The sequence below is a fragment of the Candidatus Wallbacteria bacterium genome (assembly GCA_028687545.1).
Taxonomy (GTDB): Bacteria; Muiribacteriota; JAQTZZ01; order JAQTZZ01; family JAQTZZ01; genus JAQTZZ01.
The window spans coordinates 1-19748 of the sequence record JAQTZZ010000033.1 but is presented as its reverse complement, the minus strand read 5'-3'; the positions used below and the strand labels follow the sequence as shown (position 1 = coordinate 19748).

Annotated in this window: 15 protein-coding genes; 2 read left to right on the top strand and 13 right to left on the bottom strand. The window is 41.4% G+C overall.

Features of this window, described 5'->3' with window-relative positions; genetic code table 11:
- Positions 1 to 5: 5 nt before the first annotated feature.
- From PHW04_12975 to PHW04_12915, 13 genes are all read right to left on the bottom strand, one after another.
- On the bottom strand, positions 6 to 1736 hold the full coding sequence (locus PHW04_12975) for an AIPR family protein (protein MDD2716799.1): 1731 nt from the start codon (positions 1734 to 1736) through the stop codon (positions 6 to 8).
- A gap of 102 nt (positions 1737 to 1838) precedes the next feature.
- Positions 1839 to 5363: a TaqI-like C-terminal specificity domain-containing protein gene (locus PHW04_12970; GenBank protein ID MDD2716798.1), complete on the bottom strand. Its 3525-nt coding sequence runs from the start codon at positions 5361 to 5363 to the stop codon at positions 1839 to 1841.
- Between the two features lie 74 nt (positions 5364 to 5437).
- On the bottom strand, positions 5438 to 8617 hold the full coding sequence (locus PHW04_12965) for a helicase-related protein (GenBank protein MDD2716797.1): 3180 nt from the start codon (positions 8615 to 8617) through the stop codon (positions 5438 to 5440).
- Between the two features lie 75 nt (positions 8618 to 8692).
- A complete protein-coding gene (locus PHW04_12960) occupies positions 8693 to 9154 on the bottom strand; it encodes a hypothetical protein (protein MDD2716796.1) in 462 nt (153 codons plus the stop codon).
- 87 nt (positions 9155 to 9241) lie between these two features.
- Positions 9242 to 9385: a hypothetical protein gene (locus tag PHW04_12955; GenBank protein MDD2716795.1), complete on the bottom strand. Its 144-nt coding sequence runs from the start codon at positions 9383 to 9385 to the stop codon at positions 9242 to 9244.
- A gap of 158 nt (positions 9386 to 9543) precedes the next feature.
- Positions 9544 to 9843 carry a hypothetical protein gene (locus tag PHW04_12950; protein ID MDD2716794.1) on the bottom strand — a complete coding sequence of 100 codons (300 nt, stop codon included), beginning with the start codon at positions 9841 to 9843 and terminating at the stop codon, positions 9544 to 9546.
- Positions 9840 to 10814, bottom strand: coding sequence for a tetratricopeptide repeat protein (locus PHW04_12945; GenBank protein MDD2716793.1), 975 nt, complete (start codon positions 10812 to 10814; stop codon positions 9840 to 9842). The genes PHW04_12950 and PHW04_12945 overlap by 4 nt, the downstream gene beginning before the upstream one ends.
- A gap of 12 nt (positions 10815 to 10826) precedes the next feature.
- The gene (locus tag PHW04_12940; protein MDD2716792.1) at positions 10827 to 12920 is read right to left on the bottom strand and encodes a hypothetical protein; all 2094 of its coding nucleotides are present in this window, start codon (positions 12918 to 12920) and stop codon (positions 10827 to 10829) included.
- A 25-nt stretch (positions 12921 to 12945) separates the two neighbouring features.
- Entirely contained in the window at positions 12946 to 13452 is a 507-nt protein-coding gene (locus PHW04_12935; GenBank protein MDD2716791.1) for a J domain-containing protein, read from the bottom strand.
- A 533-nt stretch (positions 13453 to 13985) separates the two neighbouring features.
- On the bottom strand, positions 13986 to 14168 hold the full coding sequence (locus PHW04_12930; protein ID MDD2716790.1) for a hypothetical protein: 183 nt from the start codon (positions 14166 to 14168) through the stop codon (positions 13986 to 13988).
- A gap of 14 nt (positions 14169 to 14182) precedes the next feature.
- Positions 14183 to 14359: a hypothetical protein gene (locus PHW04_12925; GenBank protein MDD2716789.1), complete on the bottom strand. Its 177-nt coding sequence runs from the start codon at positions 14357 to 14359 to the stop codon at positions 14183 to 14185.
- A 14-nt stretch (positions 14360 to 14373) separates the two neighbouring features.
- Positions 14374 to 14907 carry a helix-turn-helix transcriptional regulator gene (locus PHW04_12920; GenBank protein ID MDD2716788.1) on the bottom strand — a complete coding sequence of 178 codons (534 nt, stop codon included), beginning with the start codon at positions 14905 to 14907 and terminating at the stop codon, positions 14374 to 14376.
- Positions 14908 to 15297: 390 nt separating this feature from the next.
- Positions 15298 to 16341 (bottom strand): hypothetical protein, encoded by a 1044-nt coding sequence (locus tag PHW04_12915; protein MDD2716787.1) that lies wholly within the window; start codon positions 16339 to 16341, stop codon positions 15298 to 15300.
- 173 nt (positions 16342 to 16514) lie between these two features.
- On the opposite strand from PHW04_12915, the gene PHW04_12910 reads away from it, so the two are divergent.
- Together PHW04_12910 and PHW04_12905 are read left to right on the top strand one after the other, a co-directional pair.
- Positions 16515 to 18893, top strand: coding sequence for a glycosyl hydrolase family 65 protein (locus PHW04_12910; protein ID MDD2716786.1), 2379 nt, complete (start codon positions 16515 to 16517; stop codon positions 18891 to 18893).
- Positions 18874 to 19650 (top strand): beta-phosphoglucomutase family hydrolase, encoded by a 777-nt coding sequence (locus PHW04_12905; protein ID MDD2716785.1) that lies wholly within the window; start codon positions 18874 to 18876, stop codon positions 19648 to 19650. The genes PHW04_12910 and PHW04_12905 overlap by 20 nt, the downstream gene beginning before the upstream one ends.
- Positions 19651 to 19748 lie beyond the last annotated feature (98 nt).

Sequence of the window (19748 nt, the reverse complement as noted above, 5' to 3'; positions counted from 1 at the left end):
TTTACTCACTTTGATTTAGTTGTTTGCTTTGCATGATCTTCTTTATAAATAAACTCTAACAAATCTCCCCTGCGGAAAGTCGCTGATAATTGTTGCAAGGAAATTTCTCGATTGCCATATAGATGCTCCAGTGCTTTTTCAAGTACTTCTATGGCAGAAAAATAGTACCTTTTACTATTTTTCTCGAAAACACTTTGTAACTCTGCAAAATTTCGATGAAAAATTTCTGTATCGTCTTTCAATTTCAAATCATAGCAAAGTAATATTCCCATGACCATTGCGACATAATGTGAAGCGTAAGGTAGAAAAACTGGTAGTTTCTGTTTTTCTGGTCTTTTACGTAGATTTTCGACATATCTGAAGATCTGTACCGCCAAAATTGCCTGAGCAGCATTTAATCCACTGAAAATCATTTCATACATCCGTCCGAAGTGTTCTCTCTGGCGAAATTTCGCTTGGTGAGGACACTGTCTCCAGATAGCAAGTACGCTTTCAGCTACTGTCCCACTGGTGATTACCTGCGGTCCAGATGGGCCTTCTTCACGTTGCCTTTTATATACAAAACCCAGATCTCTCATTCCAATTTCAAGCTGCTTCTGGATCTCATCGTTCGATCTCAAATCTCTCAAGTCAACAGGATTCTGGCTGTTGGTTGCATATGTAATATCTCTAATGAATTCCTTATCGTCTTCAGCAAGTTCGTAGATTCTCACAAGAACACAGACATTTTCAAATTGAGTAAGTAATGAAGGATCATTCAAAGTCTGCTGAATTGTTTTGCAGGTTTGCCCACCATTTATAATCTGAAGACCTTCCAACTTGATAGTATAATTCTCTCCCTGAAGCGCGTTGTAACGAAATTTTCTGCAAATAATAGTGATCCCATTGTTGAAAAAATAAAAATTGTTTTTCTTCGTCGCATCCATAAGGGTATCATGAATTTCTTGATTTACTCGATTGGAATGAAGCCCAAGATATCTGCGTATATTTCGCTCCAGCAGCAGATCATTATGCCGATTGAAAAGTTCAGCAATTTCAGACACCGGGATTCTGCCTAACAGAACACGTCTAAAATTGAAGTCTTCTATTAAGGCTTTGCCATTTAGACGGAGTGAGTCATCAACCGATTTCTTTTTTTTCAAGATCGATACAATCAAGTCGTGATTCCAGTGAATCCACTCAACTTGGCTGCTATTGAACCCCGAATTGTTAATCCAATTTTGACCCTGTTCTGTCCACTTTAATCCGTTGTTGCAAAGAATCATACGCACGTTGGGAATAAGACCATCACGAACCATTGAACGAATTTCTTCAACTTTAGGTGCGATTTTTTCGTTCAACTCGATTTGTTTCAAAGGATCAAACAAGGTCGATATCGTATTCAGTGCTTTCTGAATACCTTCTTCTGGAAAATTTGAAGTTCCATCAAGATTTTTTATTTTATATTTTCCCTGGAAAAGAGATACTGTAAATTCACCATCATTTATTTCACCAATGTGGAGTCCATCAACACCAGCGTCATTACCTCCTTCTGTAAGCAATTCGACAGCCTCTCCAATTTCTATGTCAAGGGTGGTGGACATAGTCAAAGCGACAAAAGCGGAGGATTTTTTTTTGTTGCTGTCTCCGTTAGGGAGCAAATCACCGAATTCTTCGATTATTCCATTCAACCGCTGATCAACAATACTGGCGTTGAGGCTGTGGTTCTTTGCATTCAAATCCAAAGGTAGTCCCATTTTGTTTCACCCCCCTAAATTGAAGTTACTTTATCCGTGATCTTACCATGTTGGTTACTAATCATAGTTGTTTGCTATGAAAAGACATGAAGAAAATGGTGGTCATTTTACATTCCCCTCAACGATCTTAATCTCGTCTAAAGAAAGATCATAGATCGAATAAACTAAATGGTCAATCTCGCTTTCAAGCTTCGAAGAATCAAAATCTGAAGATTGATGCATCGCTGAAAGAATTTGTGAGACAAGAACAGTGATCTTTTTACATATTTTTTGATCAATGTCTTTTGGAATTGGAAATTCTTTGAGCTCATTAACCTTAAATTGAGGAAATGTTTCTCTCTGCATCTTTCCAAGCTTATTTACAAACCACCATGAAATTAATCTCGAATTCAAAATTCCCAAAACATATTCTGGTTCTTGTTGAATGCTAATTACATTCATCGAATTCAAATCGTTTAATACTATTTCATCTATCAAACAAGCGTTGATGCAATAAGGTGGCTTTGAGGGGATTTGCCTTACTAAAATTCTTCTAGTCGAAAAAAGGTTAAAGTTTTTTCTTGGTGCAGCAAGATTTTCACCATATTTTAAGTATTCACCACTCCATACATAACAATATCTGCAAACATCACAACCATCTAAATATTTTAAGTAAGAATCATCAATTCTTTTGTTACTATGATAAATACGTGTTTTCTTCATTTCATCTGTTTGTGGAGGATTGCCAGTACCTGTTTCATATGCTTTTAAACCTGCCTTAACATCAGCAATTTCTCCAAGTTTCGCTGAATTTGTTTCAATCTTTTGAATTATCGCTATCGTTTTGTCTCCCCTGACCATCTGTATGTTAATGACATGATCTCGCTGGTCGAGGAAAAATTTACATTCAGTTTCCTTGATAAAATGAAGCTGATCAGTGAATTCAAACAATCTAATTTTATGATTTTCACTTGATTTCTTGTAGATAATAATCGAGTTATCAACAGCTGCACTATCAAAAACATGAGCATAAAAATTCACAATAGTAATCTCAGAATTTTCTAAAACAAATTCTCTCATTGATTTATTAGAGTTAATCGTCATCCAGTTATTCGGTGTTATAAATGAAATACAACCATTTTGTCGTAACAAATCAGTCCCTTTTTCAAGAAATAACGGATAATAATTCAACTGATACTCACTTAGTCTATAATTTTTATAAAAAAAGTCCTTGTCCTTTTGCGTAAAGCCTTTCTTGGCACTGTCGCGAGAAAAAATGAAAGGTGGATTTGCAACAACTATATCAAAGCCTTTTTTATCCAAAAAAACTTCTGAAAAATGTAGTTTCCATAGAAAGAATGGCTTGATATTGGCTTTTTTGATTTTTTCCAGATTCTTCAATTCTGTAATTTTACCTTGTTCTTGAAGTGAGGCTTCTATAAGTTCCCATTCCAGCTTATCAATTTGCTTTCTTAGTTCGTCTTTTTCTTTTTTTCTAATCGCTTTGAAAAATGTTCTGTGCAGAGCATTAAGTTCAATCGTTTTTTCTCTAATTATGTTCTGAGATTCAAATAGGTTGTCAATATCTAAACTTTTCTTTTCTTTTTCCAGGATCTTTTTTATACTTTTATCTAATTCTTTAAGATCTGATTTTAATTCGCTAATACGTGGTGTGAGATAAGTAATTCGCCGATTCAGATCTACAAGTTCATCTTGCAGTTTGTCTCTCTGCAGAAACAACTTGTCCAATTTATCATCACCCTTACAGCTTATAGTAGAAAATATTGACTCATCTAGCAATTTTATGCCTTCGAATTCTTCTAAAAGGCTATTTCCCTGCATAATTTTGTAATCAAGATTGGGTAACGGCTTAATATGCTTAAAATCTTCCTCTTCCACAATCAATGAAAGCCATAATCTCAGCTTGGCAATCTCTACTGCACCCGGATCAATATCAACTCCGTAGAGGGAATTCTCGATACATTCCCGCTTGAATCGATAGATTGATCTTTCCTGCTCTTTTATGAAAATCGAAAGAACATACCGCGCTTTGACAATCTCCGTCATCATGCCGACAGGGAAGGCTCCAGAACCTACCGCAGGATCGCATACAGCAATTTCTGCAAGTTTTTGATCGATAAAAAGGGAATTTTTCCTGATGTTTTCGGAAAGTTTGTATGAGTATTTTTCGGATTCTTTACCTTTGCTCTCAACACGTTCCTCATTTTCTCTAACTTTGTCACCAATTGTTACCAATATTTCAATCTCGTCTTTTGTTGCTTTGCTCTCCAGTTCGGTTACCAGATAATTAATCAAGCTTTGCTGGCACATATAATGCACAATATCTCTTGGGGTATAATAAACACCGTATTGCTTGTTGAACTTGCTCTCTGCACCTCTATTTCCAGATTTCAAGGCAGCTTTGTATTCATCAAAATTATCGGATCTGATAGCATTGAATTTTTCGTAAGCTTTCCCGAGCATTTCTGGATCAATCGCAACTTCTTTTTCAAGGGGCTCATCTTCTTTTACTGTAAAATTATACCTGTCAAAAACATCCAGAATCCCATCTCCAATATCGCCTTCCTTGGTTTTTTTATTGTTGGAAATGATCTCATTTGGAAGAAGTATATCGGTATGTACCCAATCATAATTATAAATAGGTTCAAAAAGTCCGCCATTCAAAAAAGGTATTTTACAATTAAACTTACTGTAAAAATCATCCGGTCTCTCGATGGCTAAAGCTTCATAAAAGAGAGGCTCAAGTATGTCATTGAAAAAGTTTGTATAAATGCAATATTTCTTCTTATTCTCCAAAAGATCACGCAAAAAGCCCTTTGGTCCTGTTCCCCATTCAGCATCACGAGCTACTCCGAACCAGCCTTTTTTCTGTAAAAAATATAAAAAAACAATCTGCCCCAAAAGCTTCTTAGAAAAATCAACAGTATTCAGACCATTTGAATTGAAATCATCTCTGATTTTGGCGTCATTCTCAAGCACAGTATCCATTTGCTCTTTTACAGTAATGAATAACCCACGATATTTATCGAAAAACTCATTACTGATTTTTTCGATATTGAAAGCTTCTTCCAGCTTAGCAAGTGTTGGTTTTGTCTCATCATCTTCAAGAATCGGCACAAGGCGACTTTGAGCAGTATGACTGTTCTCATTTTCCCCCACCAGAAATGACCATCTGCGTGCAGGAGTAAATTCTTCCTTCGCTTTGACCTTTCCGTTTACTCCTTGTACCAAACGATAATCCATTTTAACAAGAGAAAATCGCCAATCTTCACAATCCGGAGAAACAAAAGCAACTAGAGCTGCATCTTTTTGTGTATCTCCACGACTTCCGTTAAGATAACCAGCGACAAAATTTCTTTGCATTGTCCGAGCTCGCTCAATGGATGTCTCCTTTTTTAATCGGACAATCAGGATGTCAATAATATGTTCATCAATTGAATACTTTCCAATCCTCTCAAGTGTGCTAATAAAAGGTCTAAATGGAGCATGTATGTAATTGCCTTGATATGTAAATGGAGCATCTTCAATTTTATTGAGAAGGTTCTTAATAAAAAAAGTAAATCTTGTTTTATCGAAAGGTGATTCGAAAGTTTCTCTTACTATTTTCCTGGCCTGACTTTTTTCCATGCTCACCCCTCATTGTTAAAAAACCAATATTTAGGTGACAACTCCTGATTTATTATAACCGTTTTAACTCGGGTTTAGCAATCGGATCGTTCGGATAAAAACTCGGACAAAATAACTTCTCTCTGGCCATGATTATGGGCGTCTGTCCCACAGAAACTCGCAGTAAACAATTCTTTGTGGATTTCAGTTCTTAAAAATCCCAGAATCCTCAATGGATTTAGTTCATTTCCAATCTTAGCAATCAACCTTTGGGCAGTTTGTCTAGGGAGATTACCGTCTTCTATCAGTTTTTTTGTATCTTTGATAAACAACTCGTCGTCATCTGTGAATCCCTGGAACACATTGAAATCCTTGCTTTTAAGTATTCTCAATATTTTCATCGCATTATCTCTAGCAATTCTACCTGGTATGATTTGTAATTCTTCTGTAGTAGCAATCTCAAATTGCTTCTTGTTAAGATTCAGCAGCGAATAAAATTCAGGTCCGATTTTATCCCTCTTTTCTTCCATCTCAGCCTCTACCAATACTGCAGCTGAAAAAAAATCCAATTCTCTGGTCTCTGATTTATCCGATAAATAAAACTTGTTAAGTTTTCCCCTTCTGAAGAAAGTGACCAATCCATTGTTATCAGAAGCTCTCGCACTTCTGCATTTTTTAGGTAGTTTTTTCACTTTTTCAAAGAGGTCTTTGTCATTATCCCGCAAATCCCTTATTACCTTGAGATACTTCAATTCACTGGACTCGTTCTCGTCTTCTCCAGTTATCGTTCTTTTAGAAGTCAATTTACTGAAAAGATTAAATGATTCAATCTCTTCGGATTTTGTCAGCAACCTGGCATCGCTGCCAAGCATGGTGATGAAGGCTTCGATTTTCGCCTGAGCTGCTTCTTTAAGTTTGATTTGATCATTGGACTGAACTGTGGGGAAAAAATTATACGTGTAAATTTCATCGAATTTCGTGTCCACACGGTTTATGCGACCCACCCTTTGCATCATTCGTGTTGGATTCCAGGGGATGTCGTAATTGATCACTATGTTCGATCTGTGCAGATTCACGCCTTCTGACAAGACTTCGGTCGATATCAAAATTCTGTAATCGTCTTTTTTATTCCTGGCCCTGGCGTCAAAGTTATCAGTAACAGAATTCCTTTCTGATTCGCTTGATCCGCTTGAAAAGACAAGCGTCTTCTCTATTTTCGATAGATTTGCATGAAGATATTCAGCAGTCTCCTTGGATTCGGTGAAAAGAATCAACTTATTATCATCTTTCAAAATCGGATCGTTTGAAAGATAATCCTTGAAAGTGAGAAGTTTAGGGTCGCGTTTAACTTTTTCCCACAATTTGGAAATTTCCAGTAAAATTTTATGATCATTTAGAAGATCGTCTCTGAAATTATCCTTGAAATCACAGGAATCGTATTTTTCCGCTTTTTCTTCATCGATCAATCTCCGGATTGCGTCTGGATCGTCGCTTTCCAGATAATCGAAGATCTTCCCTGAATAATCCTTACTGAGGTACACAAATCCCTTGTCGAATTCCCTTATAAAATGGTCGTATGACTTGATGAACCTCTGCAAAGACATACGGAAAGCGTGAAAACTGCTTTCCAGCCGTTTTACTAACAATGTTCGCATGAAACACATCATGTTTTTCTGAGACTGTGTCTGCAACTGATCGAGTGATTTTCTAAGATAGAGTAGTGGCGTGTAACGAGCGTATTTGAAACCTGTAGTTACAAGTTCAATGGTTTTGTTAAAAACAAAATCCTCGTTTTCATTCAACTGATAATACACCGGATTCGGGTCAGCCACCTCCGGAAACTTCAATTTTTGAGCAGCCAGGTTTTCGCCAAAGTACTTCACAATCTCGGATCTGGTTCGCCTAACCATTAGATACTTCAGAACTTTTTCCCTAATCTCACCAGCGTTTTCTTTTACAACCGCGATAAATTTCTTATAATCTTTTTGTCTATCTAGCCCTTTCAGCTTCTTTTCAAGTCCGGAAAAAAACGATTCAAGGTCAGGAAGGTTAGGGATATCGCTTTTTTTTCCTTTCTGGAAAAGCTTTATCAGTGCTAGCAAGTCTTTAGGGTGATTATTAAATGGTGTAGCTGAAACAAGGATTACTTTCTTACCTCTACAAATCATTGCTAATTTTTCGTAAGTCTCAGTGCTCTCAGTCCTAAATCTGTGAGCTTCATCGATAAAAATATTAGCGTATCTTTCAGTACCTCTGCGGATCAAATCATCCAGCTTACCCAATGATTCACATTCATCGCAAAGACCAAAATCCCTGAATACATTTGGCCAAGAACCAGGAATATTCTTATCTACCAAAAGTGGTGGGGCGATGACAAGAGTCCTGCCATCCAGCTGCTGGGCAAGTAGAGCTGAAATGTAAGTCTTACCCAGACCAACGACATCTGACAAGAATACTCCACCGTATTCTTCAAGTTTGGATTTAGCATCCTTTACCGCCTCTGACTGAAATTCAAGATCCAGAAAGTCCCTGGGGAGGTACTTTTTCGATATTGATTCCTGATCTAGGTTGATCTTTTCCCGGAAATATTCGTACAAAAACTTCAAGTAAAGTTCATAAGGGGTGATTTCATCATTCAGCCAGGTTCTAGTTTTAATTGTTTCTAAGTATTTTTCACCAACATCAACAGCGTTTTCCCAGAGTTCTTTGAACTTCTCCTGCGCAAATTCATAATCCGTAGGTCTGTCTAACTCGACGTTGAATTCCAGATTGTCAATCAAACCAGCCTGAGTAAAATTGCTTGACCCTGTTATCACTCTACCTATATCTCGGTCACCTTCTTTAAAAGTCATGATATAAACTTTGGCATGGATGTTTCGGGATGGATAAGCTTTGATTACAAGCTTTCTACTTTTTAACCAGTTCATGAATTTGAGTACGCCCTCTTCTATCTCAGGCTGGTCTTCTGATTTCTCCATTTCTTCTGATAGAGAATTAGCGAATTTCAGCTTAGTTTCCGCGTGTGAAAACTGAAGATTCACTTGCTCATTATTGACTTGTCTGATAAGGCTTGAGGTTTGATAATCAGTGTCGATTCCTATCAGAATTCTTATTTTTTCTGTAGTTTCCAAGGATTTATACAGAGCGTGAAATCCACTTGTAAAAAAGTATCCGACCAGAACATCGAAAAATCGAGTGTCTTTGATTAATATTTCAAACCTATCTAAGAGGCTCTTACCGTTTTCGTTGGTTATGAAAGTGCGGTCATTGGACATTTGGTTTTCCCCATATATTCGGTCACTTTATCAGCTGCACTCAGTTATCGTAAACCCATCGAATTTCAACCGTTTCTAAATTAATTTATTCCAATCTGGCAGTTTTTGGTTATTGATATGATCCAAAATAAAAGCCTGAAGCAATTCTGCCTCTATCTTTGCTGGCAAATCACATCCTTCTTTAGCATCCCAAGTCACAAACCAATGGATGGTCAAAAAGTTGGCCTCACTCTTTTTTAGCATTTTTTTAAAATAATCTTCTCGTTTCATGCCTTCTTGTTTGTTGCAAAGTCTACCTTTTAGAGCTTGACCAACGATTCCTTTCTGAGAGCTGAAAGAACCTGCTTTTCCTATATAGACAATTTTTTCCTTCATTTTAATGTAATAAATACCATAATTCAGCAGTTTCTGTTCTTTGTTTAAAGTATCTCTAAGTTTTTCGCTGGATTTGAATTTGATAACACCGTTTTCATATTTTTGTGAAAACTTCGCTACCAGGTTATTGAAGTTAACAGCTTTGCCTACCTTTTTTTCCATCCATACCCCAATAAAAAATCGGGACAAGTAATCTTGTAAGAATTGTACACTTATTTCCGTTGATTTGGAAGAAAGCACACAAGCTACTTATTTACACTTTGTTTCCACTATCTTTTGCAGTTCATTGATGGAAAGCACTGTTTTCCGCCGGTGAAGCATTGAATGGCAGTTGGAGCAGACTGGTCTTAAATCAACAGCAGGATTAATTTTCGTATCGCCTTGCTCTGAAATTGGCTTCAGATGATGGACAATGATAAATCCCTGGCCAATTTCACCATAAAGTTCTTCAAAGTCAAAATTGCATACAAAGCACATGATGCCGTAGTGCTTGATGCAAGCCCTTTTGGCCCGATCACCTGACATTCGCAAATCCTCTCTTTCTTCCCAGTCTAGCTGACAAGCTGAATGTCGCGCCTGAACGGAAAATTTGTATCACCCGCCGGGGTTTCGATGATGCAGCCGATTTTCTGCTCCACTCCTTCAACTGTTACATCCAAGTAGTAAATCACCGTGCCCTCAAGATCAGTGTAATCCGCCGATTCCAGCAGAATCGTTCCATCAGGCGGGATCTGTTCGTAAACCATTTCTTTGGACACAGCATTCGCTTCCGGCCATTCCTGAATGGTCTGCCCGGACTGGGCGACAAGGTGGTCAATCGACCGGCCGCTCTGATTCACGAAGCTGATCAAGAAATTCTTTTTTTGAACGCTTTTGCAAGTTTCGGATCAAGCTCGCACAGCTTCTCATACTGGTTCTGAACCTCCTCTGTCAGGCCGAGCAGATGATAAGTAATTCCGAGTTCGAACTGTGCCTCTTTAAAATCAGGAATCAGTAATGTCAATTTTTCAAGGATATTCCTGGCTTCGCCGGTCTTTTTCATTACATTGTAGGCCTTAGCAAGGAGATATCTAGTCTGGTAGCAGCAAATACTACGGGCATAGAGACTCCATTTTTTTAGATACAAGCTTGATGCCTGGTAAAATCCATATTTCTGCAGTAATTTTCCGATGAATAAAAGCATCTGATATTGATCATGGCTTTTCCAAAGGCCCACCCTAATGATGTGCTGGAGTTTATCGAGTGCAGGCTCACTGGTAGCGCACTTCAACTTGGGTTCAATAGATACAAATGAGTCAATCAATTGCCTGTCAGCATCTCGATCTGCGAATAATTTTTCAATATGCCCCCAGTAACTTTTAGCTCGTTTTCGATCTTTTTTCAGTTGCTTATTGTAAAGCATCCGGGCCTTTTCTCTCATGTCCATGGCAACATAAGCATTGAGCAGAGAATGCTCAACGTTTACAAAGTCTCTGTCATTTATCGATTCGTATTTTTCCAGGACTGGTATTGCTTTTTCAAACTGCTCAGATTGTTCTAGGCATTTGCCAAGATTCCAAAGCAAATCAGGGTTTTCAGGGTCTAGTTTTACTGCTTTCTCAAAAAACTGGGCTGCTAAGGCTGTTTTTTCAGGCAAGCTGAGACCCCAAATAATGTTCCCGATCTGTACAAACAATTTCGACTCGTTTGGGCAGAGATCAATTACTTTTTTTATCAGAGCATAGCTATTTGGAAAGTCGAAGAGAACAGCGGGTTTGATGTGCTTGTCTTTATCATGCTGTTGTTTCTTTTTCCTGCTACTGATTCTCACTGCTTTTTTCATGTTACCCCCTTGTCAAGTCGGTTCTATGGTTTTCGTTTTGAGATTTGCAACTCGTTTTATATATGCTTTAGCAAGTTTCGGCTTAAGCTCGGATAGCTTCTCTTTCTGGTTCTGAACCTCCTCTGTCAGGCCGAGCAGATGATAAGTAATTCCAAGCTCAAACTGAGCCTCCTTGAGATCAGGAACGGAGAAGGTCAGCTCTTCCAGGATCTCCCGAGCCTGGCTGATTTTATCAGTCATGTAACAGGCTTTGGCACACAAAATTCTTACCTGATAGCAGCAGTAATTGTATTCAATTCTGCCACGACTATCCCATGCCCGAGCAATATATTGGATTGATTCTTGAAATAATCCGTGTTCCTGCAATAGTCTCCCGATGGATACAAACATCTGAAATTTTTCATAACTTTTGACAATTACGTCCTCTAAGATGAGGCTGATTTCATTGAACTGGGCTTTATTTTTGAAATGCTTCAACTTTGGCTCAATAGACTTCAGGGATTTAATCAATTTTCTGTCAGCATCGCGGCCAGCAAATAATTCTTCAGCTTTGATCCATTGCCAGAAACACTCAGTTTCTTTACGATTAATTTTCAGCATCTTTTTATACAGATTTCGAGCCTTTCCCCTGTTGTCCATGACAACATAGAGTTCGAGAAGAGTATTTCTGTATGATCTGGCACAATCACCCGTTGGCTCTAACTTTTCCAACAATTCTATGACTTTTTCATACTGTCCGGATTGTGTAAGACTTATGCCAAGCCTGCAAATCAGAACAGGGTTTTCAGGTTCGAGCTTCAGTGCTTTCTCATAAAGCTGGGTAAAAATGGCAGAATTTTCAGGTGGGGTGAGGTCAGTCAACAAATACCCGAACAGCTTAAATGTCTCAGGGTCAGTCAGACAAAGATCAAAAGCCTTTTTTAATCGAAAATAATTCATCTGAAATTCATAGGGACTTGAGGAAACGAAGGGTAGGAAAAAGTCAAAATCAATCTGTTGTTCCTTTTTATTCTGCTGATTTTCTCGGATTTCTTCATTTTGCTCCATGGTCAAGTTAGATCCATTATTATTACATGCTTTTCTGCAGCCCGAAATTCTTTTTTTGATTGCTTTTGCCAGTTTCGGGTCAAGTTCCAGCAGCTTCCCATATTGGTTTTGAACTTCATCTGCCATTCCAAGCAGATTGTAAGCAATCCCGAGCTCGAACTGAGCCTCTTTGAGATCTGGAACAAAGAAGGTTACTTCTTCAAGGATATCCCTGGCCCGGCTGATTTTATTGGTTGCATTGTAAGCTTTTGCAAGGAGAGTTTCGGCCTGATAATAGCCATTGTTGCATGAAATTGGATCGCTAATCCCTAATGCCCGGTCAAGATATAGGATTGATTCTTGAAATAATCCGTGTTTCTGCAGTAATATCCCGATGGATACACACATCTGAAATTTATCATAGCTTTTGGCAATTGCATCCTCGAATCTGAGTCTGATTTCATTGAACTGTGCTTTATTATTAAAATGCTTCAGCTTTGGCTCAATAGACTTCAGGGATTTATTCAATTTCCTGTCAGCATCACGGCCGGCAAATAGTTCTTCAGCTTTAATTTCTTTCCAGGTATACTCAAATTGCTCACGATTGATTTTCAGCATTTTTTCATGCAATTTTCGAGCCTTTCCCCTGATGTCAATGGCTACATAGGATTTGAGAAGAGCGTTCATGTATATTGTGATGCGGTCACCTGTTGAATCTAACTTTTCCAGTATTGAAATAGCTTTTTCATACTGCCGAGATCTTTTAAGGCTTCTGCTATCACCTAAAGTATCTAATTTTTCCAGCACTGGTATAGCTTTTTCATACTGTTGAGATCTATAAAGGTTCCAGCCAAGGATGCAAATCAGAACAGGGTTTTCAGGGTCGCGTTTCAGTGCTTTTTCAAACAACTGGACTGTTATGGCCACTTGTTGTTCATAGTTGAGGTTAGTCAATAAATACCCGACCAGCTTAAAGGTCTCAGGATCAGCCAGACAAAGATCCAGGGATTTTTTTAATTGAGAATAGTTCAGGTGTGAGTCATAAGATGTGTAAGTCAAGGAATTAATTGCCAGTCTCATGAATGCCCCCTTTTTACATTCGAGATCAGAAGTTTCTTGCCTTCTTTATTTTCTCGTATGCCTCGTTTATTTGACGGAATTTCTCGCTTGCGGCTTTGACGGAATTACTGCCCAATCCTTTGGCAATAAATACATCAGGATGATTTGTTTTAGCTCTCTGCCTGTATTTCTTCTTAATGATATCTATTGGATCAGTCCTTGTGCAACCAAGGATCTCATAACAGTCATCCAGCGGATTTTTCTTTTTCTCCTTCTTTTTTTCTTTCTTTGCAAATAATCCAATCAGCCGGACTATCTGCTCCTCAATCTGCCGTCTTGCTGCCAGATTTTCGGAGAGTATCTCGCGATAGTAATGTCTGAGTATATTATTGATGCCAATGGCTGCAGCTACTTTATCAGGTGGGCTCAGCTGGACCATTAAAGCCGGGAAATCAATCACTCCATTTAAATAATCAATATTCTGGTATATGACTTCATACTCATTGTTTTCCTGTGCAGCAGGATTAAATGTAGAGCTGACAAAATTTGCCACATATGCCAGTAAGCAGAAAGACACCCATTTGGATACATCAGGGGAAATACCTAATTTGAAAATCCTGATGCCGCAGTATGCACCCTCAGCCAGATATCTGTTGATCCAGAAATAACTGACTCCAACTGTAATCAGCATATCGCAGATCAATAAGCAGAGACCGAATTTTGCTGCAGATTTCTCCAGGGATCTATCAGACCTTATTTTACTTCCATCAAAAAAAATGATGCTTTTTTTAGGTAACCACCTGTCTTGTAAACTCAGGAAAAGCAGATTAAAAACAGGGAGCAGAATGATCAGCGTAGCTATGGCTTCAACATTGCAGTAAAAAATCTGGACAGAATATATGAAAATGCATGCTGCTGTACCCCAAAAAATCAGAAAGAAATCAGCTCCGTCATCTGATTGTATATGATGATTTGAACTGGAAGGATTTCTGAGTCTGCTTTCATTAGCTTTCATGGTTTGGTCACCTCCTTTCGGTTAATTCCGGCTTTATGCTTCTGTTCCTGATAAATTTATCCAGCTCCATGTCAGATAGAAATTGATACAGAACAAATTTTACGTATTCTCCATAAATAGCTGAAATCAGAACCTCTATTCATTTCATGTGCAAGCCATTCATTTATTACGCCGCACTTTGCACTCAGCAGTTTCTGGGATGTCGGATGCTTTTCCGACCATTCGTCTTTAATAAATTCCTGATTCTGCCACATACGTCACCTCCTGTTCATCTATACGGCACAGCTGCATTGAGCTTCCCGCATCTCAGGCAACGGCTATACTGGAACTGCACGCTTGAACAGACGCTGTTATCTACCTTCTGGCAGCCGATATTTCCGCAATACTTGCATTTGTAGATAGTTCTGCCGCAGATATGTCCATCTCTTTTCCCTGGGCAATACATAGTTCACCTCCATATCATGATTTAACTGACTCAACCTTGAAATTGAACCTGCAGAACTTATTGCCTATGACAGCGCCAGGAATACATTCAGGGCCGTCAATTACACTTCTCTCTATCTTTTGCCTGTCGTGGTAAACCCACAGCACAGTGAAGTCCCTGAAGAATATCCGCACAGGCTGATGGAATCTGGCAGCCATTTTTTTCGCTTTCCGGCAGATATTGAGCAACGACACTCCATCAGGGATGTCTTCAGTGAGATAGACCCCAGGAATGAACTTCATCAGAAAATGAGGCTTGATGAACAGTGATTCAAGGAAAATCCGTTTTTCCAGCTGAAGAGCCTGGTTGATGCTTTCAATCGGAATGTCGAAAGCCCTGATCATGGTTTTGAGGAATTCTTCTGGAGCTTCACCGCGCTCCTCTAACTTTGTGATGCGGTTGACGCCTTTGAGCACATTGCTGTAACCGAGAATTACTGCCAGGTCATGCCTGGACCACCCCTTTTTCGTCCTTTCGCTTTGGAATACTTTACCCAGTGAGTTGTTCATGATGCCCCCTTTCTTTCTGCAACTTCCTTTGACTAGGGGGCGCGATGCCTTATTTTCTCCCAAAAAAAATATCGCGCTTTAGTCGGTACTTGTTATAGCGCCCCGGCGAAGTTGCGGTTTTTAAATCGGCGCTCAAGTGGATTTCTCCACCCTTAAATTAATTATACAAGATTACGATACAAAAATCAAGCTTTATTTAACTGTTTTTCATTGTGGTTGACGCGTTTGGAGGCTATTATGGAGTGAGACAATCTGTATTGGGAAAAGGGAATAATTCTTCTGTAGACCAGGTCCATTTTCCATCAGATGGGGACAAGTCGTAGTTTGGGTAAGGTAATCAGGCACGACCAGACCCGATCTCTAACATTTTGTCAAATGTATAGACCCGGTTCAATTCACAGGCGCATTGGTGGACATGGCGGACAGGGAGAAATATCCGTCTGATGTCGTGAAGCCGTTGACAGCGTAATTTACAGGCAGCCTGGTTTTGACGAAATCGCGCAGGTCCAGGACGAAATTCAGGGTCCTGTCCGAATATTTCAGGCAGGTATGGGGATGTGCCCCGACAAAAGCCCTGCCGAGCAGCGTATTGGAAGCTTTTACTATTTCAGCCAGCAACTCTTCCTGAAGTAAAGCTTCAGGTTCAATAGACACGATTTTGAAATTCAGATGATAGAGATCCGGGCATCCGCCGAGCAGATGTATCTTCACCTGTTCAGAAGAAGGAAGCACCAGGTTCCAGACAGCTCCTTCTGAAGAGAAACTGACTCTGAGTTTCGGGCTGTTCCCTGATTGGGCCATGATCGATTCGATCGCTTCAGCAGCCTTGTTGAGCGCATCCTCTCCCACATTGAGCTGTATGTCCCCAAGCTTCTGCTCAGGCTGCTCTTCGGTATTGGCGAAGCATACATATCCCTCATAGAAATGGAATTTGGTCAGATACATTTCCGGCAGGCCGATCACGCAGTTCTCGAATCTGACTATCCCGGAAATGTCGTCGCTCTCCCCTCCATGGTAATCGTCATCGATCAGCGGGTCTATCACCCTGACCTTGATCGGCGTTCCTTTCAGATAATCGTTCAAACCGTCTGCCAAAGTCATCAGCACCACCTTGCCCAGGCCGCCGATGGACGAGCCGTTTGCCTTCATTTCCCGGACATTGATGTCCAGGCCACCCATCAGAACAGTTACAGTACCTTTTGCTTCGACATGGTAATCTATGAAAGCTGGCTTGGCGTCGCATTCGAAAATGAACACTCCTTCCCCAAAAGTCAATCTGGGATTCCTGATCTCAGGATCTCCGGCCTTGATCAGCAGAGGCAGGATTTCATTGACTACCTTATCAGAAATCATCAGCTGAATCCCGTCTCTGGGAAAAGCGAGGCAGTTTTCCACCATGACAGCAAGAATCAGAATTAAAAGAATGTTTCTCATGTACCCCCCGGTCCTTATTTTCTTTAAATATAGACTGGATCAGGGCATTTTCAGGTAAATTCGGCGTAAATGTTTTGTTACAGATTGTTGCCGGATGAAGCGAAATGATACTTCATTTTTTCTCAGCTGTCAGTCATAATCAGTTTATAGAAGAACTTCAGGGGGTAATCATCATGGAAAAGATCTTGAAGAACAGGAAAACGCTCTGCCTGGCTCCGGTTTCCGACGAATCCTGGCTTATCAGCCAGGAAAGCCATGACAGGGAAAGCCTGGCTGCCCTGGAAACCATTTTCACGCTCGCCAACGGGCACATGGGTCTGCGCAGCACTTCCACCCCTTTTGCCGCTCCCTATGCAGGCGGCACTTTTATCGAAGGCTCCTTTATCCGCGACGCCGGTAACATCGCCTATCTGCCGACCGCCCCTGATGTCTGGCAGCTTTCCATAATCACTAAACCAGAAAACTGTGTTTCCCATTCAGTGTCTGATCAGGAAATCATCTCCCTGCACCAGACCCTGGACATGTATCAGGGCCTGCTTTTCACAGACGCCAGGGTCAGGGACAGCCAGGGCCTGGTCACCAGGATCGAACTCTGCAGATTCGTGAGCCTCAAAAACCTGGAACTGGCAGTCCAGGAAATAAAGGTGACTGCTGAAAACTGGAGCGGGAAAGTGGAAATCTCTGCAGGCCTTGACGCTACTGCCTCCTGTTCCTACTGGCAGAGGCGGAACAATGACCAGGCTCCGCACAAAGAGATGCTGAAATCATCGGCTCTGGGAAAGGGTGGAATATATCAGGAGCTGTTCGGCAGGAAATTCCAGGGTCACAACAGCGAAAAATATCCATGGGTGATTGGAATCGGAGCAAAGCTGGTTACAGGCGGGGCAGCAGTAAAATCCAGGCAATCCGGATACCTGATCAGCGAAACCGCGACTGTGAAGATAGAAAAAGGATCAGCAGTGAAATTCCTGAAATATATCAATATCGCGGCAGTGAAAAGTTCAGATTGCAGGTCCCTGAAAAATCACTGCGAAAACGGAATAAATTCCAGTTTAAAGGCAGGGCTTGCTAAAATCCTCTCCTCACATCTGAAATGCTGGAAAAAATACTGGGACTGCTCGGACGTTCAGATTAAAGGAGACCAGCTTTCGCAGCAGGCTCTCAGATTCTCCATTTTCCACCTGCTGCAGCTCGCTCCGCAGAGCGAGGACTGCTGGAGCATAGCAGCCAAGGGACTGCATGGCGAAGGCTATGCAGGACACGTGTTCTGGGACACTGAAATCTATCTGATGCCTTTTTACACCTGGTGCATGCCTAGAAATGCCCGCAGGCTGATCGATTACCGCTACCGCACCCTGGATGGTGCCAGGGGCAATGCCAGGGCTCAGGGCTATATAGGCGCTAAATTCGCCTGGGAAAGCGCTGGGGACGGATCTGAAGAAATCCCGCCCGGATTCCCGTTCGGCGAGCAGGAAATCCACATCTGCGCAGATGTGGCGCTTGGCGTGCAGAATTATGTGGAGACTTCCGGAGACAGGCGCTTTTTTGAAAGGCATGGCCTGGAGATCATGCTGGAAACAGCCAGATTTTATGAATCAAGGGTCCAGCCTGTCAAAGGTAAATCAGGAGCCTGGGAAATAATCAGGGTCACAGGGCCGGATGAATGGCATCCTGACGTGAAAAACAATTTCTTCACCAATTCCCTGGCAGCCTGGAACCTGCGGAGAGCTGCAGTGGAGCTGAAAGCCTGTCTGAAAAAGAATCCTCAGAACTACCTGAGGCTTCAGAAAAAGCTTGGTCTGGATGGCAGCGAGCCTGAAAGATGGATGGTGATTGCCGACGGCCTGGCCCTGCCCCAGAAAAAAATCGGGGAAACTGTGCTTTATGAGCAATTCGAGGGATATTTCAAGCTCAGATCAGTGGGAAAACTAGAGAAAGACGAATGCGGCATGCCTGTCGCCCCGCCTGAGCAGGAAGTCGCAGGAATGCAGCTTGCCAAGCAGGCGGATGTGACGGTTTTCCTGACCCTGTTTCATGACAACTATGACCAGAGAACCCATGAAATCAACCATCGCTATTATGAACCCCGCACACTGCATGTTTCCTCGCTAAGTCCTAGCTTCGCCTCACTTTCAGCGCTGAGAGCCGGGGACATTGACAATGCCTATGAATATTTCGCTCTTTCCGCCACCCTGGATCTGCAGAATCGCCAGAAAAACACCAAGGCCGGCATTCACACCGCCTGCCTCGGCGGCACCTGGCAGTCAGCTGTCAACGGCTTCGGCGGCATTTCCCAGACAGGAGGCAGGCTCTCGGTCAACCCTGAACTTCCAAAACAATGGAAGCAGCTCAAATTCCGGATCTGTTTCCAGGGAAGGCTGCTGGAAGTGGAATCTTCCAGCCAGGAGACAAAAGTCACTTTAATTTCCGGAAAACCGCTGACAATTACAATTCACGACCGGGAAATGAGAGTTGATTCCAGCAGACGAGTGAAAAGATCCAGGATTGCAGTGCAATCAGAGGAGGATCGCCATGGCAAGCTTGAATTTTGAAGCAGCGATCTTCGACCTGGACGGTGTAGTCACGAAAACCGCCAAGGTTCATGCCAGAGCCTGGAAAGAGACTTTCGACGAATATCTGAGGCTCAGGCAGGAGCGGGACAGGGAGAGTTTCGCGGAATTCACCTATGAGAGAGATTACCTGACTTTCGTTGACGGCAAGCCAAGGTATCAGGGAGTGAAATCATTCCTCGAATCCAGGTCGATATTCATTCCCTTCGGAAATCCGGACGATGCTCCAGGTTCGGAAACAGTCTGCGGAATCGGAAACAGGAAAAACCTGAAATTCAATGAAGTGCTTGAAGAACAGGGTGTGGAGGTTTTTGAGTCCACTGTGGCCTTGATCAGAGACTTCATCAAGGCAGGTGTAAAAGTCGGTGTCGCCTCCTCTTCGAAAAACTGCAGTGCAATACTCAGCTCTGCAAAACTGGAGACACTTTTTGAGGCCAGAGTCTGCGGGGAAGTTTCAGCACAGCTCGGGTTGAAAGGTAAGCCTCACGGTGATATATTCATAACAGCCGCATCCCAACTCGGAGTCGCTCCTGATAGGGCCATAGTTTTCGAGGACGCTACTTCAGGAGTGCAGGCAGGCAGGAACGGCGGTTTTGGCCTGGTGCTTGGTATAGCCCGGGAAAATAACCGGAAAGAACTGCTGGAAAATGGAGCAGACCTGGTGGTCTCCGACCTTTCCGAGATCAGTGTAGGGTCCCTTGACAGCTGGTTCAGCCGTGAATCAAGCCCGACCCATTAATAAACTGTAACTTTAAATTGTAAAGCATGAATCTTCAAGATACATTATTCGCATCTATCCTTGCAGACAAAAGGAAGCCTGTCTTCTTTCTGGATTAT